29 protein-coding genes and 1 tRNA gene are annotated in these 25,217 nt (G+C 69.0%); 21 read left to right on the forward strand and 9 right to left on the reverse strand.

All coding sequences use genetic code 11. From position 1 onward, the window contains the following. Positions 1–39: 39 nt before the first annotated feature. Complete coding sequence (locus ACFU5M_RS01765) at positions 40–597, reverse strand: hypothetical protein (protein WP_379042130.1); 558 nt, start codon at positions 595–597, stop codon at positions 40–42. Positions 598–626: 29 nt separating this feature from the next. Further along, positions 627–1,007 carry a DUF4189 domain-containing protein gene (locus ACFU5M_RS01770; protein ID WP_379042132.1) on the reverse strand — a complete coding sequence of 127 codons (381 nt, stop codon included), beginning with the start codon at positions 1,005–1,007 and terminating at the stop codon, positions 627–629. A gap of 197 nt (positions 1,008–1,204) precedes the next feature. Here ACFU5M_RS01770 and ACFU5M_RS01775 point away from each other — a divergent pair, with 197 nt between their 5' ends. Next, complete coding sequence (locus ACFU5M_RS01775) at positions 1,205–1,828, forward strand: TIGR03085 family metal-binding protein (protein WP_379042134.1); 624 nt, start codon at positions 1,205–1,207, stop codon at positions 1,826–1,828. 117 nt (positions 1,829–1,945) lie between these two features. Then, positions 1,946–4,552: a DNA translocase FtsK gene (locus ACFU5M_RS01780; RefSeq protein WP_379042136.1), complete on the forward strand. Its 2,607-nt coding sequence runs from the start codon at positions 1,946–1,948 to the stop codon at positions 4,550–4,552. Between the two features lie 6 nt (positions 4,553–4,558). Here ACFU5M_RS01780 and ACFU5M_RS01785 read toward each other — a convergent pair. Next, positions 4,559–4,635 (reverse strand) — tRNA-Leu (locus ACFU5M_RS01785). Positions 4,636–5,452: 817 nt separating this feature from the next. Here ACFU5M_RS01785 and ACFU5M_RS01790 point away from each other — a divergent pair. Beyond that, positions 5,453–6,433 carry a TerC family protein gene (locus ACFU5M_RS01790; protein ID WP_379042138.1) on the forward strand — a complete coding sequence of 327 codons (981 nt, stop codon included), beginning with the start codon at positions 5,453–5,455 and terminating at the stop codon, positions 6,431–6,433. A gap of 4 nt (positions 6,434–6,437) precedes the next feature. Here ACFU5M_RS01790 and ACFU5M_RS01795 read toward each other — a convergent pair whose 3' ends face one another. Both ACFU5M_RS01795 and ACFU5M_RS01800 read right to left on the reverse strand, forming a co-directional pair. After that, positions 6,438–6,722, reverse strand: coding sequence for a YciI family protein (locus ACFU5M_RS01795; RefSeq protein ID WP_379042140.1), 285 nt, complete (start codon positions 6,720–6,722; stop codon positions 6,438–6,440). Between the two features lie 14 nt (positions 6,723–6,736). Further along, complete coding sequence (locus tag ACFU5M_RS01800; RefSeq protein WP_379042142.1) at positions 6,737–7,303, reverse strand: amino-acid N-acetyltransferase; 567 nt, start codon at positions 7,301–7,303, stop codon at positions 6,737–6,739. A gap of 142 nt (positions 7,304–7,445) precedes the next feature. Here ACFU5M_RS01800 and pgsA point away from each other — a divergent pair, with 142 nt between their 5' ends. From pgsA to ACFU5M_RS01825, 5 genes are all read left to right on the forward strand, one after another. Further along, positions 7,446–8,105, forward strand: a complete 660-nt coding sequence (gene pgsA / locus ACFU5M_RS01805) for a CDP-diacylglycerol--glycerol-3-phosphate 3-phosphatidyltransferase (RefSeq protein WP_379042144.1) — start codon at positions 7,446–7,448, stop codon at positions 8,103–8,105. Then, positions 8,102–8,629 (forward strand): CinA family protein, encoded by a 528-nt coding sequence (locus ACFU5M_RS01810; RefSeq protein WP_379042146.1) that lies wholly within the window; start codon positions 8,102–8,104, stop codon positions 8,627–8,629. The genes pgsA and ACFU5M_RS01810 overlap by 4 nt, the downstream gene beginning before the upstream one ends. Before the next feature lie 111 nt (positions 8,630–8,740). Further along, on the forward strand, positions 8,741–9,202 hold the full coding sequence (locus ACFU5M_RS01815) for a helix-turn-helix domain-containing protein (RefSeq protein ID WP_379042148.1): 462 nt from the start codon (positions 8,741–8,743) through the stop codon (positions 9,200–9,202). Positions 9,203–9,401: 199 nt separating this feature from the next. After that, a complete protein-coding gene (pspA, locus tag ACFU5M_RS01820) occupies positions 9,402–10,223 on the forward strand; it encodes a phage shock protein PspA (RefSeq protein WP_379042150.1) in 822 nt (273 codons plus the stop codon). Positions 10,224–10,364: 141 nt separating this feature from the next. Continuing rightward, complete coding sequence (locus tag ACFU5M_RS01825) at positions 10,365–11,255, forward strand: hypothetical protein (RefSeq protein WP_379042152.1); 891 nt, start codon at positions 10,365–10,367, stop codon at positions 11,253–11,255. A gap of 11 nt (positions 11,256–11,266) precedes the next feature. Here ACFU5M_RS01825 and ACFU5M_RS01830 read toward each other — a convergent pair whose 3' ends face one another. Beyond that, complete coding sequence (locus ACFU5M_RS01830; protein WP_379042154.1) at positions 11,267–11,467, reverse strand: hypothetical protein; 201 nt, start codon at positions 11,465–11,467, stop codon at positions 11,267–11,269. A 297-nt stretch (positions 11,468–11,764) separates the two neighbouring features. On the opposite strand from ACFU5M_RS01830, the gene ACFU5M_RS01835 reads away from it, so the two are divergent. The 7 genes from ACFU5M_RS01835 to ACFU5M_RS01865 all read left to right on the forward strand — a co-directional run bounded on the left by ACFU5M_RS01835 (position 11,765) and on the right by ACFU5M_RS01865 (position 17,425). Beyond that, the gene (locus tag ACFU5M_RS01835; RefSeq protein ID WP_379042156.1) at positions 11,765–13,249 is read left to right on the forward strand and encodes a bifunctional phosphatase PAP2/diacylglycerol kinase family protein; all 1,485 of its coding nucleotides are present in this window, start codon (positions 11,765–11,767) and stop codon (positions 13,247–13,249) included. A gap of 163 nt (positions 13,250–13,412) precedes the next feature. After that, a complete protein-coding gene (locus ACFU5M_RS01840) occupies positions 13,413–13,580 on the forward strand; it encodes a hypothetical protein (protein ID WP_379042158.1) in 168 nt (55 codons plus the stop codon). A 78-nt stretch (positions 13,581–13,658) separates the two neighbouring features. Continuing rightward, positions 13,659–14,288, forward strand: coding sequence for a PRC-barrel domain-containing protein (locus ACFU5M_RS01845; RefSeq protein ID WP_379042160.1), 630 nt, complete (start codon positions 13,659–13,661; stop codon positions 14,286–14,288). A 217-nt stretch (positions 14,289–14,505) separates the two neighbouring features. Continuing rightward, positions 14,506–14,679: a hypothetical protein gene (locus tag ACFU5M_RS01850; protein ID WP_167464162.1), complete on the forward strand. Its 174-nt coding sequence runs from the start codon at positions 14,506–14,508 to the stop codon at positions 14,677–14,679. Between the two features lie 88 nt (positions 14,680–14,767). Continuing rightward, the gene (locus ACFU5M_RS01855; RefSeq protein ID WP_379042162.1) at positions 14,768–15,925 is read left to right on the forward strand and encodes a glycosyltransferase; all 1,158 of its coding nucleotides are present in this window, start codon (positions 14,768–14,770) and stop codon (positions 15,923–15,925) included. A gap of 64 nt (positions 15,926–15,989) precedes the next feature. Continuing rightward, on the forward strand, positions 15,990–16,184 hold the full coding sequence (locus ACFU5M_RS01860; protein WP_379042164.1) for a DUF3046 domain-containing protein: 195 nt from the start codon (positions 15,990–15,992) through the stop codon (positions 16,182–16,184). After that, complete coding sequence (locus tag ACFU5M_RS01865; protein ID WP_379042166.1) at positions 16,181–17,425, forward strand: APH(3') family aminoglycoside O-phosphotransferase; 1,245 nt, start codon at positions 16,181–16,183, stop codon at positions 17,423–17,425. The genes ACFU5M_RS01860 and ACFU5M_RS01865 overlap by 4 nt, the downstream gene beginning before the upstream one ends. 3 nt (positions 17,426–17,428) lie before the next feature. Here the strand turns inward: ACFU5M_RS01865 and ACFU5M_RS01870 are convergent, their stop codons facing one another. After that, the gene (locus ACFU5M_RS01870; protein ID WP_379042168.1) at positions 17,429–17,944 is read right to left on the reverse strand and encodes a CGNR zinc finger domain-containing protein; all 516 of its coding nucleotides are present in this window, start codon (positions 17,942–17,944) and stop codon (positions 17,429–17,431) included. Between the two features lie 154 nt (positions 17,945–18,098). On the opposite strand from ACFU5M_RS01870, the gene ACFU5M_RS01875 reads away from it, so the two are divergent. The 3 genes from ACFU5M_RS01875 to ACFU5M_RS01885 all read left to right on the forward strand — a co-directional run bounded on the left by ACFU5M_RS01875 (position 18,099) and on the right by ACFU5M_RS01885 (position 19,952). Then, the gene (locus tag ACFU5M_RS01875) at positions 18,099–18,560 is read left to right on the forward strand and encodes a VOC family protein (RefSeq protein ID WP_379042170.1); all 462 of its coding nucleotides are present in this window, start codon (positions 18,099–18,101) and stop codon (positions 18,558–18,560) included. Positions 18,561–18,635: 75 nt separating this feature from the next. Continuing rightward, positions 18,636–19,478 (forward strand): pyridoxamine 5'-phosphate oxidase family protein, encoded by an 843-nt coding sequence (locus ACFU5M_RS01880; protein WP_379042438.1) that lies wholly within the window; start codon positions 18,636–18,638, stop codon positions 19,476–19,478. 24 nt (positions 19,479–19,502) lie between these two features. Continuing rightward, entirely contained in the window at positions 19,503–19,952 is a 450-nt protein-coding gene (locus ACFU5M_RS01885) for a nuclear transport factor 2 family protein (RefSeq protein WP_379042172.1), read from the forward strand. Positions 19,953–20,031: 79 nt separating this feature from the next. Here ACFU5M_RS01885 and ACFU5M_RS01890 read toward each other — a convergent pair whose 3' ends face one another. After that, positions 20,032–21,441: an MFS transporter gene (locus ACFU5M_RS01890; RefSeq protein ID WP_379042174.1), complete on the reverse strand. Its 1,410-nt coding sequence runs from the start codon at positions 21,439–21,441 to the stop codon at positions 20,032–20,034. 98 nt (positions 21,442–21,539) lie between these two features. Between ACFU5M_RS01890 and ACFU5M_RS01895 the strand changes: the two genes are divergently transcribed. From ACFU5M_RS01895 to recX, 3 genes are all read left to right on the forward strand, one after another. Next, positions 21,540–22,562 (forward strand): Lrp/AsnC family transcriptional regulator, encoded by a 1,023-nt coding sequence (locus tag ACFU5M_RS01895; protein ID WP_379042176.1) that lies wholly within the window; start codon positions 21,540–21,542, stop codon positions 22,560–22,562. 169 nt (positions 22,563–22,731) lie between these two features. Next, positions 22,732–23,775, forward strand: a complete 1,044-nt coding sequence (gene recA / locus ACFU5M_RS01900; protein WP_043694706.1) for a recombinase RecA — start codon at positions 22,732–22,734, stop codon at positions 23,773–23,775. Between the two features lie 187 nt (positions 23,776–23,962). Beyond that, positions 23,963–24,619, forward strand: coding sequence for a recombination regulator RecX (gene recX / locus ACFU5M_RS01905; protein ID WP_379042441.1), 657 nt, complete (start codon positions 23,963–23,965; stop codon positions 24,617–24,619). A 265-nt stretch (positions 24,620–24,884) separates the two neighbouring features. Here recX and ACFU5M_RS01910 read toward each other — a convergent pair whose 3' ends face one another. Further along, complete coding sequence (locus tag ACFU5M_RS01910; protein WP_379042178.1) at positions 24,885–25,025, reverse strand: hypothetical protein; 141 nt, start codon at positions 25,023–25,025, stop codon at positions 24,885–24,887. Positions 25,026–25,217: the final 192 nt, after the last annotated feature.

The raw sequence follows: 25,217 nt of genomic DNA on the forward strand, positions 1-25,217 counted from the left end.
GGCTCAGCTGTCCGGCGCTTTTCGCTGGTTCGGGAGCGGTTACTCCTGGCAGGCCGCGGATTCGATCTTCGCGCTCTTGACGATGTTGCAGGCGAAGGTGTGGTCGACCTTCCATTGGCCGCCCTCGGAGACGAACTGGATGAACGCGTCGTCCACCGGGGTGCCGTCGATGGTGACCTTGGCGTCGGCCTTGAGCTTGTTGTCCTTCGGGTCGCCCACGTTGGTGACCTCGACGGTGACCTTCTGCTTCTTCGCCGCGTCGACGAGGTTGGCGACCAGGTAGGGATCCTGCTCGGCGGCCTGGATCCAGCTGATCTTCTCCTCGTTGGGCACGTTCGGGTCGAACGCCTTCTGCAGCCGTTCGTTCAGTTGCTGCACGGAGGGCTTGGGCAGTGCGGGCGAGGACGGGGTGGTCGGCGCGGAGCCTGCCTCCTTGTCGCCCTTGTCCGAGCCACCCTCCAATTCACCCGCCGCGTGGCTGGGATTGGCGCTGGTGCTCGGAGACGAGGAGTCGTCGTTGGAGGCGCAGGCGGTCAGCGAGCAGGCGACTGCGGTGAGGACGACGGCCACGGTGGTCCGGAAAGTGCGGTGCTTCACGATGTTTCCTTCGACTCGAAGTCCGGGCGTCAGCCGTGGTTGGACGTGCAGTTCCAGTGCACGATGTAGGCGTCGGAATCGTTGCGCGCCAGAGCTTGGCCCTGTGCGCTGCGGCGCGACGATGCGTATCCCCAGCTCCAGGTGCCGGTGCCGCTGGAGTACGCCACGGCGCCGCAGCCGTTGCGGAACCAGACCACCGACTGGCAGTCCGCTGCGCCGCAAGAGTTCACGGCGCGCTGCTGCGCGGCAGCCGAGTTCGGGTAGTCGTAGGAGTACCCGATCAAACCGGTGGAGGTGGACAGCGCGATCGCGCCGTAGTTGTTGGTGTAGGCGTTCGCGGCGGGTGCGCTGACAGCCAGCGCGGCACCTACCGCCGCGAGCGCGGCTACACCGGTAGCAACCTTCTTCACGAGGATTTGCCCCTTCTTGTCATATGGCCCACGACCCGATGGACCGAGTGACAAGGTACAGAGCCGACTCTCATTACGCTAGCCGGAGATTTCCCGGCAGAGGGGGCACCGAACGCCGTGTACCCCGAGGAGAAGCAGTGGTTGCGGTGACCGCGCCGCCCCGGCGATGTGGCCGGGGGGTCGGTATGTTCGGGGGTGTGACTATGGCACAGCGGGAACGCCGGGCACTCGTCGAGGCGATGGCGGCGGCGGGGCCGGACGCGCGCACGCTCTGTGGTGCGTGGACGGTACGGGACCTGGCCGCGCACTTGGTGGTTCGCGAACGGCGCCCCGACGCCGCGCCGGGCATCCTGGTGAAGCCGCTGGCGGGATATCTCGACCGGGTGCAGGCGAAGGCCGCGAACAAGCCGTTTCCCGAGCTCTTGGAGCAGGTGCGGACCGGTCCGCCGTGGTGGTCGCCGCTGCGGCCGGTCGACGCGGCGGTCAATCTGTCGGAGATGTTCGTCCATCACGAGGACGTGCGTCGCGCCGAGCCCGGTTGGCAGCCACGCGAACTGCCCGCCGCCGACGAGGACCGGCTGTGGTCGGTGTTGCGCAAAATGGCCAGGATGGCCTACCGCAAGGCGCCGGTGACGGTCGAGCTGGCGACGCCGGACGGCAGGCGCACGGTGCTGCGGTCGGCGTTCGAGGACGTCGTCACGCTGACCGGCAAGCCCTCGGAACTGGTGCTGCACGCCTTCGGACGGGACGAAGTCCGGCTGGAGACCGCGGGATCCCCGGAGGCCGTCCGGGCGGTGCTCGAGGCAGACCGATCGGTCTGATTCGCCCCTCGTCGCTTCGCCGTCCGGGCTCCGGTGACCCGCGGAAAGCCGCGAGCTGCGGAACGGTACCAGTGTTGCGGATGGTCCGGATGGGGCGATTGCGGCTAGCCTGGGGCCATGGCAGGTAAGTCCCGCAGCACTCCGACGACTCGGGCGCGGGCGGGATCGGCGCGGGGGAGGGCCACCACGGCGCGATCTCGCGCGGCCACGCCCCGCGCGGCGACGCCCCGCACGGCCACGCCCCGAACGACCGCAACGCCCCGCCGACGTAGCTCCCCGGCTCGGCGTCCGGTGCGCCGTCAGTCGAACACGGCTCCCCTCGCGGTCTTCACGCGCGGCATCGGCAGCGGCTGGACCATGCTGGCCCGCGGGCTCGGCGCGGCCACACGCACGCTGAGCCGCGCGGGCGAGATCGAACACGGGCATCGGCGCGACGGCGCCGCACTGGCGCTGATCGCACTGAGCGCCGTGATCGCGGCGGCGGTCTGGTTGTCGGCCGGCGGCCCGGTCGGCCACTGGGTCGAGGACGTGATCCGCGCGATCTCCGGATCGGCTTCCGCCGGACTGCCGTTCGTCGCCTCCGGGATCGCGGTGGTCCTGATGCGTACCGAACCGCGCCCCGAGATCCGGCCGCGGCTGGTGCTCGGCGGCTTGCTGATCGGCTTGCCGATCCTCGGGCTGTGGCACATCGCCGCGGGCGCACCCACCGACGCGCACGGGCGTTCCCGCGCCGCCGGTTTCGTCGGCTTCGTGACCGGCGGGCCGCTGACCAACGGCCTCACCGCCTGGCTGTCGGTCCCGATCCTGTTGCTGGCCATCATCTTCGGCGCGCTGCTGGTGACCGGGACGACGGTGCGCGAGGTGCCGGACAAGCTGCGGCGATACTTCGGCACCGAGACCGGTGGCGACTACGGCGAATTCGACGGCGACTACCGGGATTACGACCCGGCCGACTACGACGCCGACGGCTTCCCGGTGCATCGCACCACCGCCGAGCGGCGCGGTCGCACGCCCGCGGAGAACTATCCGCCCGATGAGTTCGGCGACCCCGGCGCGGTCACCGAGGCACTCGGCGAACCCCCCCTGCGCGACGCCAAGCAGGTCGCGGTCGAGGAACCCGCGCCGAAACCGAAGCCGAAGAGGCAACGTCCCGCCGCGGTAGTCGAGGATCAGACGCCACCGCCGCAGCCGCAGCAATTGGAGTTCGTCACCGATCGCGAGGTCGAAGGCGACTACACGCTGCCGCCGTTGTCGTTGCTGACCGACGGGGATCCGCCCAAGAAGCGCAGCGCCGCCAACGAATCGATGATCGAGGCGATCACCGAGGTGCTGGTGCAGTTCAAGATCGACGCCGCCGTCACCGGGTTCGTCCGAGGCCCCACGGTGACGCGCTACGAGGTCGAACTCGGGCCAGGCGTGAAGGTCGAGAAGATCACCGCGCTGGCGCGCAACATCGCCTACGCCGTCGCGACGGAGAACGTCCGGCTGCTCGCGCCGATCCCCGGCAAGTCGGCCGTCGGCATCGAGGTGCCGAACGCCGACCGCGAGCTGGTCCGGCTGGCCGACGTGCTCAAGGCGCCCAGCACCCGCACCGACCACCACCCGCTGGTGATCGGTCTGGGCAAGAACATCGAGGGCGAGTTCGTCTCGGCGAATCTGGCCAAGATGCCGCACCTGCTGGTCGCGGGCTCCACCGGTTCGGGTAAGTCGAGCTTCGTGAACTCGATGCTGGTGTCGCTGCTGCAGCGGGCGACGCCGGACGAGGTCCGGATGATCCTGATCGACCCGAAAATGGTGGAACTGACACCCTACGAGGGCATTCCGCACCTGATCACGCCGATCATCACCCAGCCGAAGAAAGCCGCGGCCGCGCTGGCCTGGCTGGTGGAGGAGATGGAACAGCGCTACCAGGACATGCAGGCCAACAAGGTGCGCCACATCGACGACTTCAACAAGAAGGTGAAGTCGGGAGCGATCACCGCGCCGCTGGGCAGCGAACGGGTGTACCGGCCCTACCCCTACATCCTGGCCATCGTCGACGAGCTGGCCGATCTGATGATGACCGCTCCGCGCGACGTGGAAGACGCCATCGTCCGCATCACCCAGAAGGCCCGTGCCGCGGGCATCCACCTCGTACTGGCCACGCAGCGGCCGTCGGTGGACGTGGTGACGGGTCTGATCAAGACCAACGTGCCCTCCCGGCTGGCCTTCGCCACCTCGTCGCTGACCGACTCCCGCGTCATTCTCGACCAGCCCGGCGCGGAGAAGCTGATCGGCATGGGTGACGGCCTGTTCCTGCCGATGGGCGCGGGCAAGCCCACCCGGCTGCAGGGCGCGTTCATCAGCGACGAGGAGATCCACGCCGTCGTCGAGTTCGCCAAGAATCAGGCCCAGCCGGAATACCGAGAAGGCGTGACCGCCGCGAAGGCCGGGGAGAAGAAGGACGTCGACCCCGACATCGGCGACGATCTCGACGTCTTCCTGCAGGCGGTGGAACTCGTGGTCACCTCGCAGTTCGGGTCCACCTCGATGCTGCAGCGCAAGCTGCGCGTCGGTTTCGCCAAGGCGGGGCGGCTGATGGACCTGATGGAGACCCGCGGCGTGGTCGGTCCGAGCGAGGGGTCCAAGGCGCGTGATGTGCTGGTGAAACCCGATGAGCTGGAAGGGCTGTTGTGGTCGATCCGCGGCGGCGGGGATGACGGCGACGCGGAGCCGCCGGAGTGATCGGGCTGGTTCCCTCGGCGAGATTCGAACTCGCATCTCCCGGAATCTAGGTCCGGCGCCTCTACCGATTGGGCTACGAGGGATCGGTCGGAGTTCCGACCGGAGGGGATCGACACGGACGGAGGGTCTCCGGCGGCGGTTCAGACCGCTGCGCTACGTCCGTTCGCACGAAAAAGGGGCCACTCCTCGGCGGTCGGCCGCGGAGTGACCCCTTCGTACGGGTCTGCGAAAGACACGTTCAGGGGCGGCTCCGCGCGCTCATCCGCCGAGCGGATGAGGCCGATAGCACGGCGCGCAGATACGACTGCCGGACACCGCTCGGCAATCCCTGCCGCACCGTCCCGGACATCGTCTCGCCTTCCTGTGGTCCGATCTTCGCCGCTCAGAAACCAACACCGGATGCCGGTGTCGGAAACCGATTTTGCTTCGCCGACGACCCTACCTGGTTCAGTTCCTCCCGGCCTGCCGGGTATCGCTCAGTAGCAGCCTTTCCAGGTGCGGGTCAGCCGCCATTCGCCGTCCGCGCGCCCGCTGTCATCGGTCCGGGCAACGTGTTCGACGGAACGCTGCGATCTTCGACCGTGCTCGTCGGCGTCCGGCCCGCCTTCAGCAGCGCGATCACGACCTCGCCGAGGCCGCGGTTTCATTCGTGCGTGATGGTCCGGCAGAAGTGTGCATCGGTTTCGACGTGGGTGGTGCCGTCCTCCCGGAGGCAGCGTGTGCGGACCGCGGTCGCCCCGGTTCGCGCGGTTCAGCGTGCGGTCACGGTCGAGGACTGTCGCACGGAACGTCGGCTGAACACATGTGGAATTATGGGCGGCAATCACCCCGCTACTGAACCTCAACGGACAAATCGGGCACTATGGACACCATGATCTTCGCTACCGATCGGTACCCCGCATGCATGTAACCGCACTCGAGTGGGCGATCACCGTCGTGGTGATCCTCGGATTGTTCGTCTTCGACTTCTTCGCTCACGTCCGCACTCCGCACGAGCCGACGTTCCGCGAATCCGGATTCTGGTCCGCGGTCTACATCGGGCTGGCGCTGCTGTTCGGTGGTGTGGTCGCCTGGCAGTGGGGATCGACCTACGCCGGGGAGTACTACGCGGGCTTCGTCACCGAGAAGGCGCTCTCGGTGGACAACCTGTTCGTCTTCCTGATCATCATGTCCACCTTCGCCGTGCCGCGGATCTACCAGCAAAAGGTTCTGCTGATCGGCATCGTGCTCGCTCTGGCCATGCGCGGTGCGTTCATCGCCGTCGGCGCTGCCGCGATCAGCGCGTTCAGTTGGGTGTTCTATCTGTTCGGGATCTTCCTCGTCTACACCGCGGTCAAGCTGCTGCGCGAAAGCGGTCACGAGGTCGAAGTCGAGGAGAAACGCGACAGCCGGATCGTCGCACTGGCCAAGCGCGTGCTGCCCACGACCGATGAATACGACGGTGACAAGCTGGTGACCAGGCTCGACGGACGCCGGGCGGTCACGCCGCTGTTGCTGGCGTTGCTGGCGATCGGGTTCACCGATCTGCTCTTCGCGCTGGACTCCATCCCGGCCATCTACGGCCTGACCGAGCAGCCCTACCTCGTCTTCACCGCGAACGCGTTCGCGCTGATGGGGTTGCGACAGCTGTACTTCCTGATCGGCGGGCTGCTCGATCGACTGGTCTACCTGTCCTATGGATTGGCCGCGATACTCGCGTTCATCGGCGTGAAGCTGGTGCTGCACGCCCTGCACGAGAACACGCTGCCGTTCGTCAACGGCGGCGAGCACGTCGCGGTCCCGGAGATCTCCACGCCCGTCTCGCTGGGCGTCATCCTGGGCATCCTGGTCGTCGCGACGGTCGCCAGCCTGCTCCGGACGCGGGCCCGAGCCGACCGTTAGCCGGTCAGGAGGCGAAGGCGCCGAAGACGGGGACCCACTCCACGGCGCGGGCCTGCTCGATCAGGTTCTCCCGGGCGAACGGATCCTGGGCGAGCAGGTCCTTCAACTGCCCCGCGTCCTCCGAGCGGAAGATCAGCAGCGCCCCGGACCCGTCCGGGTACGGGCCGCTGCTGAGCAGGGCGCCCGACTCGAGCAGACCGGCCAGCCAGGCCCGGTGCTCGGGACGGTGCACATCCCGGTCGGCGACGGTGGACTCGGAGTAGACGTAGTGGACGGCGAAGATCGGCACGGTATCGCTTCCTGTCAGAGCGTCAGCAGCATTCGAGTATTGCCGAGAGTGTTCGGCTTCACATAGCTCAGATCGAGGAACTCGGCCACACCGGTGTCGTAGGAGCGGCACATCTCGGCGTACACCTCGGCGGTGACCGGGGTGCCGTCGATCTCGACGAAGCCGTGCCTGCCGAAGAACTCCACCTCGAAGGTCAGCACGAACAGCCGCCGCAATTCGAGTTCGCGGGCCACCGCGACCAATCGCTGCACGATGAGCTTGCCCACACCGGTGCCCTTGACGTCGGGGTGCACCGCGACCGTGCGCACCTCCCCGAGATCCGCCCACAGCACGTGCAGCGCGCCGCAGCCGACGATGCGGCCGTCCGATTCGGCGACCCAGAACTCCTGTACCGCCTCGTAGAGGGTGACCAGGTTCTTCTCCAGCAGAATCCGGCCGGCGTATTCGTCGACGAGGCGTTTGATCTCGGGCACGTCGGAGGTTCGCGCGCGTCGGACGACCGGGAGGGAACTGCGCGCGGCAGAAGCCGCGCCCGGATGCGCGTCGCTGGTCGAACCACCTAGTGGTCCCCGAGAGGTCATGGGGTGCACAGTAGTCGGCCCGGCTACCGATAGTCTGAACGTGTGCCGCGGATCCACTCGTTCACTTCACCGCGTCGCGCCGGGTGGCGCGGCGCGGTGACGAGGCGGCCGTGACCGAGCCGATCGCCGGTGAGGCGAAGGCATGAGCGTGCAACCCGACGAGACGGACCGTCCCTGGAGTGCGCCCGCCCCGCTCCGACCCGGCTTCGCACCGGCCCAGGCCGAGGCCGGGCCGCCGCTGCTGAACATCGCGAACGTGCTCACCATGCTGCGCATCGCGATCGTGCCGCTGTTCGTCGCGGCGCTGTTCGTCGGGGATGGTCACCAAACCGGCTGGCGGGTCACCGCCGCGGCGCTGTTCGGCCTTGCCGCGATCACCGACCGGTTCGACGGGCAACTGGCACGCAAATACGGCTTGGTGACCGATTTCGGCAAGCTGGCCGATCCCATCGCGGACAAGGCGTTGATCGGGTCGGCAGTGATCGGACTGTCCCTGCTCGGTGATCTGGCCTGGTGGATTACCCTGGTGATCTGCGGGCGTGAGATCGGCGTCACACTGCTGCGTTTGATCGTGGTGCGCCGCGGCGTGATCCCGGCCGGGCGCGGCGGCAAACTGAAGACGCTGGTCCAGTCGCTGGCCATCGCCATGCTGCTGTTGCCGCTGTCGGGCAGGCTCGCGGAGATCGGCATGCCGATGATGTACTTGGCGGTCGCGCTGACCGTGGGCACCGGACTGGACTACGTCGGCCAGGCGGCCCGGGTGTGGTTCGCGGGCGGCCAGGGGCGGACGCGCGGCGTATGAGCGATCCGCTGATCGCCGACATGCCCGCTGTCGATCTCGTTCGTGCGCTGGTGACCGTGCGGCAAACCGTGGCAACCGCCGAATCCTTGACCGCGGGCCTGCTCACCGCGACCATCGCCGGGGTGCCCGGCGCCAGCGCTGTACTGCGCGGCGGGCTGGTGGTGTACGCCACGGACCTCAAGCACAGCCTCGCCGGCGTCGACGCGGAGGTTCTCGCGACCGAGGGACCGGTGGCGGCGAGCACCGCCGAACAACTGGCCGTCGGCGCGCGCACGCGCTGCGGAGCGGACTGGGGGGTCGGTCTGACCGGCGTCGCGGGCCCCGATTCGCAGGACGGGCACCCGGTCGGCACGGTCTTCCTCGGATTGGCCGGTCCCGGGCATACCGAGGTGATGCGGTTGAAACTCCCCGGCGACCGATGGACGATCAGAATCGGTGCGACGCGCACGGCGGTGTCGGAATTGCTGCGGTGCGTGCGGGAGGCGGGCTCGGGTCCGGCCGACCGCGTCGGGCGGAGCGGCTAGGTGCCCTCGGCGGGAACCAACCGCCCCGGCTCCGACGTTGTGCCAAAGAGAACGGCATGCGTGGGGCCGAGAATCGTGTCGGCCCGGCGACCGGGAGCGAAGGAGAACGAGATGACGCTGCTGCGAGAGGCAATCGGGGACAGTCTGCGGCGTGCGCGTCTCGCCCAGAACCGGACCCTGCGCGAGGTGTCGACATCGGCGCGGGTCAGCTTGGGCTATCTCTCGGAAGTCGAGCGCGGTCGTAAGGAGGCCTCCAGCGAATTGCTGGCCGCCATCTGCGAAGCTCTGGACCTTCCGCTGTCGCGGGTGCTGTGGGATGTGAGCACGCTCATGGCAGGGGCCGACGGACCGACGGCCGGTGCCCCCGCGGACGACGCCGCGGCCGCGGCCGCCGCCGAGTCGGAGCCGACGGCGGCCGAGCCCGCGGCGCAGGACGAATCCGCGCCCGCTCCGGCGACGGCGGCCATGTCGGCGGCCGACGTGGCGGCGCGGCCGCTGCCGCTGGCGGAGGACACCAGGATCGTCATCCCCGCGCCGCGATCGGACATGCTGGTCCTGGTGAAGGGCGTGTGACGCGCTGCGAGACGTGGCCACGGCGGCAACGCTGCGGGCCGCCGCGAAAAGCGGATAGATTCTCCCTAGGCGTCGGTTGGGCCGGGTTCGCCCGGCCCGGGTGCCGCATGGTGGAGGATAGGCACATATCGGGTGCGTGACGGTCGCGCACTGGAGTCGCGCCGAAGCGCGGCATGTCAGATGGAGGCGGGATCAATCGATGGCTAGTCCGTTCGTCAAGGCCTGGAAATACCTGATGGCCCTCTTCGATTCGAAGATCGAGGAGCACGCGGATCCGAAGGTCCAGATTCAGCAGGCTATCGAGGAAGCCCAGCGGCAGCACCAGGCCCTTTCCCAGCAGGCCGCATCCGTCATCGGCAACCAGCGTCAGCTGGAGATGAAGCTGAACCGGCAACTGGACGAAGTCGAGAAGCTCAACGCCAACGCGCGCCAGGCCGTTCTGCTGGCCGATCAGGCCGCCGCGGCGGGCGACACCGAGAAGGCGATCCAGTACACCAACGCCGCCGAGGCGTTCGCCGCGCAGCTGGTCACCGCCGAGCAGTCGGTGGAGGACCTGAAGGTTCTGCACGACCAGTCGCTGCAGGCGGCCGCCCAGGCCAAGAAGGCCGTGGAGCAGAACGCGATGCTGTTGCAGCAGAAGGTCGCCGAGCGCACCAAGCTGCTCAGCCAGCTGGAGCAGGCCAAGATGCAGGAGCAGGTCTCGGCTTCGCTGCAGCAGATGGATTCGACGCTGTCGGCGCCGGGCAGCACGCCGAGCCTGGACGCGGTGCGCGAGAAGATCGAGCGCCGCTACGCCAACGCGCTGGGTGCCGCCGAGCTCGCGCAGAACTCGGTGCAGGGCCGCATGCTCGAGGTGCAGCAGGCCAGCGTCCAGATGGCCGGGCACAGCAAGCTGGAGCAGATCCGCGCGTCCATGCGCGGCGACCAGTTGCCGGCCGGTGGCGCCCAGCCCGCCATCAATCCGGCGCAGGCCGATCCGGCACAACCGCAGATGAACAAGGGGCAGGCCGCACAGCAGTAGCCGCCGCGACCGGACGTTCGGCGAACACGTGTCGGTGGGGGCTGGTTCACTGGAAGACAAGGCGTGGGGACCCGACCGGCCGGCCGTCGGCCGAGTCGGGTCTCGGTCTGTCCGATGTGTGCAACCGGTGGGAGAGAAGGTATGAGCGGCAGTGTATTTCGCGAGCGGCAGCTCGACGCGCGGCGCCCGCGCGGGTCGGCGATGATCCGGGCACAAGCCGCGCTCGCGCCACAGCCGGGCAGCCTGCCGGACAGCCTTCGCGAAGTCGGCGAGAACGCGCTCGTCGCCGTGCGGCGCTGGGCCGATCCGCGGGAGCGAGAGCTGCGCCGCCGCCGCAGAGTTCGCCGCCGCAGCTTCCAGCTGGGCACCGTGTCCGGCCTCACCACGGCGGGAACCGTTGGCCTCGTGGTCGTTTCCGCGCCGGTGTGGGCCGTGGTCGTGGTCGGCGGCGGCGCGGTCGCGCTGGTGACCGGTGCGGCGCTGAGCACTCGCCGCTATCTGCGGCTGCGGGGCGCTCCGCTACCCCAGGCAGCGTTCGTGCCGCGCAAGCAGCCGCCTTTGTGGTCGAACGCGCGCCCGTCGATCGCGCGTCTGGTACGCGCGGAGAAGGCATTGCACGGAATGGGTGCCCAGATCGCTCGCTCGCATCGGCTGCCCCCGGACGAACTGGCCGACATGCTCGAGACGGCGGCCTCGGGCGCGGCGGCGCTGCACGCGCTGGCCGCCGACATCACGGCGGTGGAGCAAGGACTCGGCGCCATGGGAAACGCGAATTCGCCCGCTGCCGTAGCGCTCACCGAGAACCTGCGGCTGACCTTGGCCAGGCTCGACGCGGGCGTCGAGGAGTACGAGCAGGTCGTCGCCGCGGCGGGCCGGATACTCGCGGTCCCGGACAACGCTGTCGTGCGGCACCACTTCGACACCATCGTGGCGGATCTGCGTCACGCCTCCGACCGGCTGGACGGGTGGGCGCAGGCCCTCATCGAAGTGGCCGACAAATCGGTGCCCGCGTCGCCGCGGCCACCGATCTGATCGGACTCGGTTCAGCTCTGCCGGTCCCGGCGGCGAAGTTCCTCGGCCCTGACGCGAAGCGCCGCGCCCACCAGTTCTCGGCTCTCGGCCATGAGGTCGAGCACCTCCCAGGACGCCTTGCGGGCGGCCGATCCGACGATCCCCGCGATCGCCGAACCGTGCCGTCGTGCTGCGGCCGCGAGTTCCTGCGCCAGCTCGTTCGTGTTGTCCATCGAGTCCCGGCCGTTACCTGAGATTCAGTGCATGACTGTGTGCTGATTGGGGTGTCTGCGTCATTGGATCATCCCTTCCCGGTTGTCGCGCAACGCCACTGTGCGTTCGAGATCAGAGTACATCCGTGCACTGAAATGGCGTACTTTCCGGTTTGTGACAGCGCCGATGGCGTCCCGCGAGGGCTTGGTCGCGTAGACCCGGGCGCAGCGGTCGGCCGGGCGGGGCACGCCAACGGTCGGTAGGCTGCGGCGATGCGGTTTCTCTCGACTCGGGGGCGCGACGATGGAGTGGTCGCAATGACGAGCAGCCTGGATCGCTGGCTGGTCGATCGCAGTGCGCGCGTGCGGGCGACCCCGGCGGACCGGGTGCTGAAGGCGTTGAGCACCGCAGCCGACAAGAACCGCTTGTGGATCGCGCTCGGGGCGATCCTGTTCGTCGCCGGGGATCGCTCGACCCGGCGCGGCGCGGTGCGCGGGCTGCTCGCGCTGAGCATTGCCAGCGGTGTGGCCAACGGCGTGGCGAAGCCGCTGTTCCCGCGCCGCCGTCCGCCGGATGAATCCGTTCCGTTCGTGCGCAGGCTCGTCGCGCCGCCGGTCTCGTCGTCGTTCCCGTCCGGGCATTCGGCTTCCGCCGCGGCTTTCGCGACGGGTCTGGCGCTGGAATCTCCCGTGGCGGCCGCCGCGGTGGCCCCGGTCGCCGCCGCGGTCGGCTATTCGCGCGTGCACATCGGCGTTCATTGGCCATCCGACGTGGTCGCGGGCGCGCTGTTCGGTGGTGCGGTCGCGCTGGTCACCCGGCGGTGGTGGGCGGTGCGCGACGACGAACCCGCCACCCTGGGGCCGGTCGAGCACATCGACCCGCTGCCGTGCGGCGCCGGGCTGCTGCTGATCGGGAATCCGCACGCGGGATCGGGCGGCGGCGACGACGCGCTCGCCGCCCTGCGTGAGCGGCTGCCCGCCGCCGAGGTGCTCGAACTCGGCGGCGGCGACGATGTCGAGGCGCGGGTCGGCGAACTGCTGCGACGCGACGACATCGTCGCGCTCGGCGTCGTCGGCGGAGACGGGACGGTGTCGGCGGTCGCGGAGTACGCGGTGCGCCACCGGCTGCCGCTGGCGGTCTTCGCGGGCGGCACGCTCAACCACTTCGCCAGAGACGCCGGAGTGGAGGACGCCGCGGTGACCCTCGCCGGATTGGAAACAGGCGAGGCGGTTCGTGTCGACGTGGCCGAGGTGTGCTTCGACGACGCCGAGCGGAGAATCTTCGTCAACACCGCCAGTCTCGGCGGCTATCCCGATTTCGTGCGCGTCCGTGAGCGCTGGGAGCGCCGGATCGGGAAATGGCCCGCGGCGGGTATGGCCATGGTGCGCGTGCTGTTCCGGGCGCAGCCCCTGCACGTCACCATCGACGGCACCCGTGCCGCGCTGTGGATGCTGTTCGTCGGCAACGGCACCTACCACCCCGCCGACCAGATCCCCATGTCGCGCCCGGAGTTGCACGGCGGCACCCTGGACGTCCGCTACCTGCGCGCCGACGTCCCTCTCTCGCGGCTGCGGCTGGTCTTCGCGACGTTCACCGGCACGCTGAACTATTCGCCCACCTACCGGCACCGCCGGGTCTCCCGGGTGGACGTGCGGGTGGCCGAGCAGCCGATCTCCTTGGCCACCGACGGCGAGGTGGACCATCGCGGCAGGAACTTCCGGTTCACCAGCGGGCCGTCGGCGCTGATGCTGCTCAAGGGCGGACGCGGAACCCAACGCGGGACGCGGTCAGTCAAGGAGTGATAGCTACTCGATTGCTATATCGTCGCGAAAGTTACGGAGAATCGGCTGTGTAGCGCCCTCTACTCGTTTGATAGTGAAATGCCTGGGTAGTTGCCACCCTGTAGCTGATCTCTTCCGGCTTCGTCTGGGGCCGGGAACATGCACTACTGGGCAGGAGCGCGTCATGCTTGATGTTTCCTACCGTCGATCGCTGCTCGACCAGGACACGCAGCGGCTGGATGTCAGCCGGTATCTGTCGTGTGAGACCGCCGAGGACCCGGTGCGGCTGTCGCGCAGAGCGCAGCGCGTCGCCGTAAGCCCCGACGTCACCGATCGACCCACAAGCGATTGAACCCTTTTCTCAGCACGTGCGGTGGTCGGCCGCGTTCTGTCGGGCTGCGCATCGCACGGACGAACTGCGGAGGAACCCATGACTGAAATGCTGGAAACGCTCATCGGAAGCTCGGTGTACGGCCCCGAAGGCGAGAAGATCGGCAAGGTCAAGCGGGTCTACGTCGACAACAATTCCGGGTCACCCACCTGGATCGCGGTATCCACCGGCCTGTTCAGCGCCGACGCCCTCGTCCCGCTGGCCGGCGCCGAGCACCGCCCCGAGTCGGCCACGTTGCAGGTGCGGGTCGGGAGGGACGCGGTGAAGGTCTCGCCCCAGCTGGACCACAACGGGCAGATCAGCCCGCAGGCCGAGCAGGAACTGTTCGATCACTACCAGATCGACCCGGAGCATGCCGCCTGGGATGTCTACGGCAGGCAGCCGGTGCCGCAGCCGCGGCGCGCCCGTCCCGAGATGACTCGCCCGCCCGAGGAGCGCGCCGGGCAACCGGAAGACATCGCCCCGGCCCGGATGCGGAGCTATCCGGGAAGCGAGGAGGAGACGTTGCGGATGCCTCCGGCCGGCGAACGGTCGCGCGTAGGACGTGAGCCGATGATCGATTCCTATGCCGTCGACACGGCCGATCTCGGTATGCGGGAACCGGAGGGCATGCCGCAGGACGACCCCCTGGGCGGAGACCTCCCGGACGCCGAGCGCCGGCGGGGCTGATCGGGCGCGCGGACCCGGTCGCGCCGACCGCGCGGCCGGGTCCAGTTTCGCTCCCCCGCGCCACATGCCGAGAGAAAACCCCGATCGCCGCCCCGCGAGCGAGGGCCGGGTGTCGGGGGGAACCCTGATTTTCACCCCGATATCCCGTCTCACCTGGTGATTCAAGCTCATTCGGGTGTCATGCTTCGAAGCGTAAACGGACTTCGGGAGGCATCGAATGTTGTGGAAGATCATCGGCATAGTCGCGGTCGTCTGGATCGCGCTGGCGATCATCGGCGCACTGATCAAGGGCCTGTTCCCCATCTTGGTGATCAGCGCCATCGTGTTCGGGCTGTACCTGCTGTACAAGGCGGTGTCGGGCTCGGACAACTCGACGGTGAGCAAGCTGTAGCGGAAGCGGCGGCGTACGGAACCCCGTCCCCGCGCCGCCGCGATGCGGCGTGTGATCGCCCCGCACGGGGGTGTGGCAGGCTAGGCGGATGCGAGTAGCCGTTGTCGCAGGGCCCGATCCCGGTCACGCGTTCCCCGCTATCGCGTTGTGCCTGCGGTTCTTGGCGGCCGGTGACGAGCCGGTCTTGTTCACCGGTCCGCGCTGGTTCGACGCCGCGCTCGCCGCGGGCATCGGCGTGCGCAGACTGAAAGGCCTGGCGCCGCGGCCGGTGGACGACGACGCCGACGCGGGACAGCGCATCCACGAGCGGGCCGCGCACATCTCCACCGAGATCCTGCCCGAGCTGAGCGCCATGCTGCCCGAACTGGTGGTCTCCGACGTGCTGACCGCGGGCGGCGGGATGGCCGCGGAGCGGCTCGGCGTCCCTTGGGTGGAACTTTCCCCGCATCCGCTGTATCTGCCGTCGAAGGGATTGCCGCCCATCGGAAGTGGGCTCGCACCCGGTGCGGGTCTGCGCGGGCGGGTGCGCGACGGTGTGCTGCGCGGCATGACCGCGCGCGCCCTCCGGAACGGGCGGCGCCAGCGCGAGCGGGCCCGGGAGAGCGTCGGTCTCCCGGCCGTCGACCCCGGTCCCGCCGCCCGCCTGATCGCCACCCTGCCCGCGCTGGAGGTGTCGCGCCCCGACTGGCCGGAATCCGCCCACGTGATCGGCCCTCTGCTGTGGGAGCCGACCGACGCGATTCTGGACCTTCCGCCAGGTGACGGACCGCTGGTCATGGTCGCCCCCTCGACCGCGCACACCGGCGTGGCGGGCATGGCGGAGACCGTCCTCGAGGCTCTGGACGGAACCGGTGTCCGCGTGGCGATTTCGATGCTGGACACGCCGCCCGCCGACCTGCCGCCGTGGGCCACGGCCGGGCTGGGGCGGCAAGACGAATTGCTGACCCACGCGTCCGTCGTCGTGGGCGGCGGCGGCCACGGCCTGCTCGCCAAGACGCTGTCCGCGGGCGTTCCTATCGTCACCGTTCCCGGCGGCGGTGACCAGTGGGAGCTGGCCAATCGTGCTGCGCGGCAGGGCAGTTCGATCGTCGTGCGGCCGTTGTCGCCCGACGCCGTCCGCGCTGCGGTCCAGGAGATCCTCGCCGGCCCCGGCTACACCGCGGCCGCCCGCGCCGCGGCCGCCACGGCCGAGTTCGCGGACCCCGTCGGGCTGTGCCATCAGATCCGCCACGCCGTGCACTACTGACCGAGCCGGGTCCCGGGTGTGCCACTGACCTGGCAACGCGTGGAATGGGAGTAAGTTCGGGACGGTGCGGTTGACCGAATTCCAGGAACTGTTGCACACCGAGTTCGGTGTGGCCCGGGGCGATGCCCTGCTGGCCGACCATGTGATCCCCGCGTTGGGCGGGCGCACCGGCGCCGCCGCCATCGAGGCCGGGATCGATCCCCGCGACGTCTGGCGCGCCCTGTGCGCCGACTTCGATGTGCCGAGGGCGCACTGGTGAGCCCCGCGGGGCAGGTGGAGCGGGACGAGCCGGTATACCGGTTCGACGAGCGGCAGCGGATGATCCCGCACGACCCGCAGCGCCTGGCCGCCAGGGTGGCGCAGGCCCGCCCCGACGACTTCGCGAGCTACCGGCAGACCGGTATCGAGCTGATGTTGCTCGGCCGCTACGACGAGGCGCTCGATCACCTCGATCGCGCGCTCGAACTGGTGGATACCGAGCAGCGCAGGATCAGTGTGTGGATCAACTTGGGTGACGTCTACCGCTACCACGGCGACGTCGGCACCGCCGAGACGTTGTACCGCCGCGCCGTGGCGCACGCCAGGGCGGCCGCTCCGGAAGTGCTCTCCTTCGCCGTGCAGCACTTGGGCAAGGCGCTCGCCGAGCGCGATCACCTGCCCGAGGCGCACGCGTTGCTGACCGAGGCGATGCGGCTGCGTGTCGCGGAAGGTGATCCCGAGGAGATCGAATCCACCCGCGCGGCGCTGGACACGCTGGCTGAGCTGCCGATCCCGTTGCCGCCTACCGTCGCGGCGCTGTTCGGCGAGTCGCCGAGCTGGTCGGACGAGCACGAAGGCCTGAGCGGCGCAGTGGCTTTCGTCAACGGCGCTTACTGGCTCAAACGTGGACCGAAGGCGGTCGCCGAGTACGAGCGGCTCACCTGGTTGCGCGATCGGGGAATCCCCGTACCGGAGGTCGCGGCGTTCGAAGACGACGTCCTGGTACTCATGGACGCGGGCGCGCCCAGCCTGGCGGCGCGAACGAACTCCGGCAGCGCGCACGCCACGTCGATCGGCGCCGCGCTGGGCGGGTTACTGCGGCGGCTGCACAGCATTCCGGTCGCCGAGTGCCCGTTCGACGGACGCCTCGACGTCGTTCTGGCGCAGGCGCGGCGCAACGTCGTCGAAGGGCTCGTGGACGCGGACGAGTTCGACGAAGACAACCTCGGAAGCACTCCGGCAGACATCCTCGAGCGGCTGCGTCGGCAGCGGCCGGATCGAGAGGACCTGGTCGTGGCGCACGGTGATTTCACCCCGCCGAACGTGCTGGAGAACGAGATCCTGCTCGATGTGGGCGCGCTCGGCGTGGCCGACCGCTACCGCGATCTGGCACTGGCCGTCCGCGATCTGCGCGCGGACTTCGGCGAAGGGGAAGTAACGGCCTTCTTGGCGGCCTACGGGCAGACCGAGCCGGACGAGAGTCGCTTGGAGTACTACCGGCTGCTCGACGAGTTGTTCTGAGCTTCACGCTTTTCGCGCGTAGTGGCGGGCCGCTTTGGTGCGGTTGCCGCAGGTGGCCATCGAGTGCCAGCGCCGGGTTCCGTTCTTCGAGGTGTCGTAGAAGAACAGCACGCACTCCGGGTGCGCGCACTGACGGATCCGATCGGGCGCGGCGCGCAGCAGTTCCAGAAGGTTGTCGGCCGCCAGCCAGGCGGGTAGCCAGACTGGATCCGGAACGTCTACCAGCTCGGCGGGCCCGGTGTCGGTGAGCGTGCGGCGGATGCGGCCGTGTGCCAGCACGTCGTTGAGCGCCGCGGGGGAGGCGTGCACGATCACGTCGTAGATGGCCGCCCGCGCGGCCAGCACGGCGTGCCACGTGGCCTCGTCGGCGGTCGCGCGATCGGTCAGGTTCGCGGACGTCAGCCAGGTGTGCAGGCCCGCGATCTCGGTGAGCAGGTCTTGTGGTCCGTTCTCGATCCATCGCGTGTTCAGCAGATCGAGCGCCAGGGGTTCACCGAGGTGGGGGCGTGGATCGGGCATGCCCGAGGGTATCGAGTGCGGGTCACCGTCCAGAGTGGCCACCTCCCGTCTAACTGATCAAAACATTTTCGATGGTTGACGCGAGCGTTGCGCGTCGATATGTTCTAACTGTCAAAACCGAGTTTATCGGTTAAACATTCCGAGGAGGAACACCATGACCGCGGTCGCCGCACCTCACCTCGCCACCGGGCACATCGGCCTGAACGTCTCCGATCTGGATCGTTCGGTGGACTTCTATCGCCGGGCCCTCGGCTTCGAACAGCTCGCCGCGAGCACCGATGCCCAGCGCCGCTGGGCATTCCTCGGTGCGGACGGCAAGCTGGTCGTCACGCTGTGGGAACAGAGCGACGGCGCGTTCTCCGCCGAAACGCCCGGACTGCATCACCTTTCGTTCCAGGTCGACAGCATCGACCAGGTGCGCGCGGTGGAGCGGGTGCTGCGTGAGCTCTCGGTCGCCATCGCGCACGACGGGGTGGTGGCGCACGGCGAGGGCGTGGCCTCCGGTGGGATCTTCTTCACCGATCCCGACGGCATTCGGCTGGAGGTCTACGCGCCCAGCGGCGCCGAATCCGCGCCCGCGCCCAGCGGCGCCGCCCCGACCTGCGGGTTCTTCTGATCCGGTCATCCGCACAGCGAAGGGAGAATCGTGCCTGAGCCGTTTCACAGCGGAGAGGTCGCCGTCCAGCGCAGGATGGGCCAAGCGGACATCGCCGAACGGGTCGGCCGCATGATCCGGCCCGATATCCCCGCGGTCGCCGCCGGCTTCCTGGCCGAACAACGGATGGTCGTGCTCGCCGCCGCCGACACGGCGGGCAGGCTGTGGGCGAGCGAAGTGGTCGGGCAGCCGGGTTTCGTCCGAGCGGTGGACGACCGGACGATATCGGTCGGTGCCCGGCCGGGGACCGCCGATCCGTTGCACGAAGCGCTGACCCGACGCTCCCGCGTCGGCATGATCGCCCTGCAACCGCAGCGGCGCAGGCGGATGCGGGTCAACGGCAGATCGACGGCGGAGGGTGCGGGCCTGCGCATCGTGACCGATCAGGTGTACTCGAACTGTCCCAAGTACATCTCCCGCCGCGAGGTCGAGAGCTTTACGCCCGACATCGAGGCGCCGACGGTGCGTCACAGTGTCGAACTCGACGCCGACCAGCGGGCCGCGATAGCGGCAGCCGACACGTTCTTCGTCGCGACCGCGGATGGCGAGGGCAATGCGGACGCCTCGCACCGCGGTGGGAACCCCGGTTTTCTGCAAGTGCTTTCGCCCACGCGGCTGCGCTGGCCGGACTACCGGGGCAATTCGATGTTCATGACGCTCGGCAATATCGAGGTCAACCCCCGCTGCGGGATTCTGATCCCCGACTGGTCCACGGGCGCCATGTTGCAGCTCACCGGAACCGCCGCAGTGATCTGGGCGCCGGATACTTTCGCGGCAGGCGCGCAGTGCTCTCTCGACTTCACCGTCGAGGAAGTGGTCGAGCGGCCCGGAGGAGCGCTGCGGTGGGGGCCGGCCGAGCTGTCACCCGTCAATCCCTGACCTGCACGAGAAAGGAGCCGTCCCATGCGACCTCCACTGCCACCGTTCGACGCGGAAAACGCGAAAGTCAAAGTGCGGGCCGCCGAGAACGCCTGGAACACCCGTGATCCGCAGCGGGTGGCCGCCGCCTACACCGAGGATTCGGTGTGGCGCAATCGTGCGGAGTTCTTCACCGGACGCGAGGCCATCGTCGAGTTCCTCACCAGGAAGTGGTCCATCGAGAACGGCTACGCGCTGCGCAAGGATCTGTGGGCCTTCGAGGGCAACCGAATCGCCGTGCGCTTCCAGTACGAATGGCACGACGAGTCCGGCCGGTGGTTCCGCAGTTACGGCAACGAGCAGTGGGAGTTCGCGCCGGACGGGCTGATGTCCCGCCGGGAGGCCAGCATCAACGATGTCCGCATCGAGGAATCGGAGCGGCGCATCTTCGGGCCGCGCGAGCCGGGCGACGAATCGGTGCTGCCCTCGCGTTGAGGGGCTCTCCGGACCGTCCGGGCGCAGGAGACGGCGGCGCCCCGACCGGACGCCGCCGTCTCGTCGTGCCCGATCGCGGTCAGGCGGCGACCGTATGCCGCTCGGCTTCGGACGGCGCGGCATCCACGCGCTGCCGGTGGAACAGGGCGAAGGCGACCATGCCGAATCCGACGCCAACCGCGGCCGCGACGCCGAACGCCGCGTCGAGCCCGGCGACGAAGTGCGGCAACGTCATCGGCTGTTCGACGGTCGCCACATCGCGGAACACGGTGCCGAGTACCGCGACGCCGAGGGCCAAGCCCAATTGCCGTGCGGTGTTCACCGCACCCGCCGCCGTGCCTGCCTGCTCCGTGGCGACGGCCGCCATGCCGACCGACACCAGCGCGGGCGCGTTGACGCCGATCCCGATGCCGATCACCACGAATCCGGGGCTCAGCGCGACCCAGGAGGACTCGGGGCCGACGAGCATGAGCAGCCAGGTGCCCAGGCCGACCACCACCAACCCGGCGCCGATGGTCCACTTCGGTGCGACGTCGTGCAGCAGCCGTCCGAACACGCCCGCCACCACGAACGCGGTCGCGGCCATCGGGAGCATCGCCAGGCCCGCGTGCAGTGGTGACATGTGCAGTTGCTGCTGCAGCCACAGCGAGATCAATGGACTGCTCGCGAACGCGGCGAACGTCTGCCCGGACGCGCCGAACAGGGTCGCGCCGAAATCGCGGTTGCGCAGCAGTGCCAGCGGGAACATCGGTGCGGCACGGCGCGCTTCGACGATGACGAAGACCAGTGTCGCGGCGGCGCCCAGCGCGAACGCGGTCACCGCGGCCGTGTCGGTCCAGCCGTGCTCGCCACCGCGGATGACGCCGTAGGTGACCGCGGTCGCCGCGGTCGCGAAAGCCAGCATGCCCGGCACGTCGACCGCTCGGTCGACCCGCCGCGGTGAGGGCGGGAACACGGTGGCGGTCAGGCCGATCGCCAGCACGGCGATGGGCAGGTTGACCAAGAAGATCCAGCGCCACGACAGCGCATCGGTGAGGACGCCGCCGAGCACCACTCCGATTCCGGCCGCCGCACCGGACACCGCGCCCCAGACGCCGAAGGCGACGCCGCGGTCGCGGCCGGTGTAGGTGGCGTGCAGCAGCGACAGTGTGGTGGCGAACATGGCCGCGCCGCCGACGCCTTGCAGCGCTCGGGCCGCGACAAGTGCCCCCGCGGACTCGGCGACGCCACAGCCGAGCGACGCGACCGCGAAGACGATCAGTCCGGCCAGATACGCGCGCTTCGCGCCGATCCGATCGGCGAGCGAGCCGAGCACCAGCAGCAATGCCGCCAGTGCCAACGCGTAGCCGTCCACCACCCACTGCAAGCCGGACAATCCGGTGTCCAGATCGGCGGCGATGTCCGGCAGGGCGACGTTCACGATGGTGACGTCGATAAGCAGCATCAGCGTGCCTAGGCACGCGGCGAACAGGGGGAGCCATTTCCTCACGGGAGCCTCCACGGCGGATTCGAACGATATCGACGCCAAGCGTGCGGGATTCGGACGGATCCCCCTAGCCGCAGGCGCATCGGCGTTAGATTCCTCCTGTGCTCGACGGTATCTCGAAGGAATCCTCTGAACTGGATGTGCTGGACAAACAGATCGTGCACGCGCTGGTGCACGATGCCCGGATCCCGTTCGCCCGGCTGGGCGGCATCCTCGGGGTGTCCGAGCAGACAGTGGCGCGGAGGTACCGCGCGCTGCGTCAGCGCGGCATCCTGCACGTGTCCGGCCAGGTGAACGCGGTGCCGCTCGGCCACGCGCGCTGGGTGCTGCGCCTGAGATCGACGCCGGACAAAGCGTTGCGGCTGGCCGAATCGCTGGCGCGGTTCCCTGACCTGAGCTGGGTGACACTGCTGTCCACCGGATCCGAGGTGACCTGCGTGGGCAGGCCGCGCTCGATCGAGCGGCGCGACGCGCTGCTGCTGCACATCCTGCCGCGCGCCCCGCAAGTGCTGGAATTGACCGCGCACGAGGTCATCCACCGCTTTCCTCTCGACGAGGAGTGGCCGCGCCATCGGCACCTGCTGACCGCCGCCCAGCTCGACGAGCTGGGAGCCGCCCGGCCCCGGCCCGCGGATGCGGGACCGGAGACGCCGGTGGACCTGTCCCCGGCCGATGAGGCGATGCTCGCGCTGCTCGGCCGGGACGGGCGCGCTCCGTACGCCCAGCTCGCCGCCGAGACCGGGTGGACGGCGCCGCGGGTAGCGCGGCGGATGGCCGAGCTGACAGCGGCGGGCGTGCTGTACTTCGACGTCGATTTCGCGATCGAGCGGATGGGTTACGGGGTGCGCGGCGCGCTGTGGTTACGCGTGCGTCCCGCCGATCTGGACGCGGTGGGGCGCGCGATTGCGACGCACCCGGAGATCGTCTTCGTCGCCGCCACCACCGGACCGTGCAATGTGTTCGCATCGATCATCTGCCGCGACACCGCGGATCTCTACCGGTATGTGACCGGGCGGCTCGGTGCGCTGGACGGAATCGCCGGCCTCGAGGTGACGCCGTCGCTGCGCGTGCTCAAGCAGGCGCAGACGCTGCTGCACACCGACCGGATCGCGCTGGTGCCCTGATCACGCGGCGTTCGCCGAGGGCGGCGCGGGCGGTGCGGGGCGCGCCGGGCGCGTCACTTGACTCGAACACCTGTTCGTCTAGTCTGGTCGCCAGAACTTGTCGGTGCCGGGCTCTACTGTAGGCGCCAACCACAGAACGAGACTCACCCGTCGAAAAGGGGATCACGACATGGCACCACAGGCGTACGACCGGGACAAGGCGCTCGAACTCGCGCTGGCCCAGGTGGAGAAGAGCTTCGGCAAGGGCGCCGTCATGCGCCTGGGCGAGGAGGCGCGCCAGCCCATCTCGGTGATCCCCACCGGCTCCATCGCGCTCGACGTGGCGCTGGGCATCGGCGGGCTGCCGCGCGGCCGCGTCGTCGAGATCTACGGTCCGGAATCCTCGGGTAAGACCACCGTGGCGCTGCATGCGGTGGCCAACGCGCAGGCCGCGGGTGGAGTGGCGGCGTTCATCGACGCCGAGCACGCGCTCGATCCGGACTACGCCCGCAAGCTGGGCGTCGACACCGACGCGCTGCTTGTCTCCCAGCCCGACACCGGTGAGCAGGCGCTGGAGATCGCCGACATGCTGGTGCGCTCCGGCGCCATCGACATCATCGTCATCGACTCGGTGGCCGCGCTGGTGCCGCGCGCCGAGATCGAGGGCGAAATGGGCGACAGCCACGTCGGTCTGCAGGCCCGCCTGATGAGCCAGGCGCTGCGCAAGATGACCAGCGCGCTGAACAATTCCGGCACCACCGCGATCTTCATCAACCAGCTGCGCGAGAAGATCGGCGTGATGTTCGGCTCGCCGGAGACCACCACCGGCGGTAAGGCGCTGAAGTTCTACGCGTCGGTGCGTCTGGACGTGCGCCGCATCGAAACGCTCAAGGACGGCAGCGACGCGGTGGGCAACCGCACCCGCGTGAAGGTCGTGAAGAACAAGGTCTCCCCGCCGTTCAAGCAGGCCGAGTTCGACATCCTCTACGGGCACGGCATCTCCAAGGAGGGCTCGCTCATCGATATGGGCGTCGAGCACGGCTTCATCCGCAAGTCGGGTTCCTGGTACACCTACGAGGGCGATCAGCTCGGTCAGGGCAAGGAGAACGCCCGCAAGTTCCTGCTGGAGAACATCGACGTTCGCGATGAGATCGAGAAGAAGATCAAGGAGAAGCTCGGCATCGGCGCCGATGTGACGGCCGATGCGGCCGCGGAGGTGCCTGCCGATTTCTGAGCCGACGAACCGCAGGCGCTCGCCCGGGACGTCCCCGGCCGATGCCGGGGGCGACGTCGTGCAGGACATGCGGCGCCGATTGGAAGAACTCCTGTCCGCCTCCGGTTCGCCGAACGGCGTCCGGCCGCGCGGACAGGATTCCGAACTCGTCCGGAATGCCGAAGGTGGTTCGGTGGCGCCGGACATCATGGGAACTCGGCCGGACGCGTCCGATCCGCAGCGGGCGCGTCCGGCTGGGTCCCGTCGCGGTCACCGCGCCGCGCGGGGGCGGACCGGCTCTTCCTCGACCGACTCCGGCCGGCCCGAGGGCCGATCGGCGGATCCGGTGGCGGCCGGATCCGAAGGCGGGACGGTCGAGCAGGCGAAGGAGGCGTGTCTCCGCTTGCTCGCCGTCCGCGCCCGCAGTCGTGCCGAGCTGGCCCAGCGTCTCGCCGCGAAGGGTTATTCGCCCGAAGTGAGTGAACGGGCACTCGAGCGACTCACCGAAGTGGGCCTCATCGACGATGCCGCCTTCGCCGAGCAATGGGTGCACTCCCGTCACGCTTTCTCCGGTAAAGGCAAGCAGGCGCTCGCACAGGAACTTCGGCGCAAGGGGGTCGCGCAGTCGGATGCCACCGCCGCCCTCGACGCCATCACCACCGACGACGAGGAGATTCGCGCGAGCGAGCTGGTCCGCCGCAAACTACGCTCCTTGCCGCGAGATCTGGACCGGGACAAGATGATTCGTCGTCTCGTCGGCATGCTCGCTCGGCGTGGTTACAGCCAGGCCACGGCTTATCGGGTGGTCAAAGCCGAATTGGCCGATCGAGGGGTCGAGGGCGACCTCGACGAGCCCGTCGATTGAGTTCAGCCGCCGCGCGAAGCCGCATCCCGCTCACAACTGCGCTCCACGCCGGTCGGATACGCGGGATACGGATTCTCATGCGGCCATGTACCTCGGCCGCGGCTAGCGGAATCGCGGTCGGCTACGGCGTTTCCGGTCGGTTTGCTGGTTGTCGCTGCTCGGACAGCCGATCGGGGCCCGGCCTGCGGCGGTCGAGGTCAGTACCCTTCGTACTGCCGCCGCGGAGGTGCAACGCTGCGCGGGTTTCGGGTGCGGCATCGCCGGTCTACATCTCTCCGGTGTCGGCGGACAACTCGACGGCCTCGATGCCGGCCATGACGGTGCGGTCCGCGTACCCGGTCCGCCGTCGCTCGCCGGAACAGGCAGAGGACCGGTCGACGAGGCGGTCGGAGGTACGGCTGGTCATCGATCATCAACTCCCGCGGGTACGAAGCACTGATGACCGTCCCACCGGTCGGCTACCGGGGATCGGCTTTCGCCTACGAGATTGGCCGCATACCGCCGAGGGCACGAGTGTTGCGCTCAGCTCGAGCACAACATCCGCATCCCGATCACTATGGTTCGCCGGAGCACTCCTCTCCGAATGATTTGCGGCGCC

The sequence above is a fragment of the Nocardia sp. NPDC057455 genome (assembly GCF_042802775.1).
Lineage (GTDB): Bacteria > Actinomycetota > Actinomycetes > Mycobacteriales > Mycobacteriaceae > Nocardia.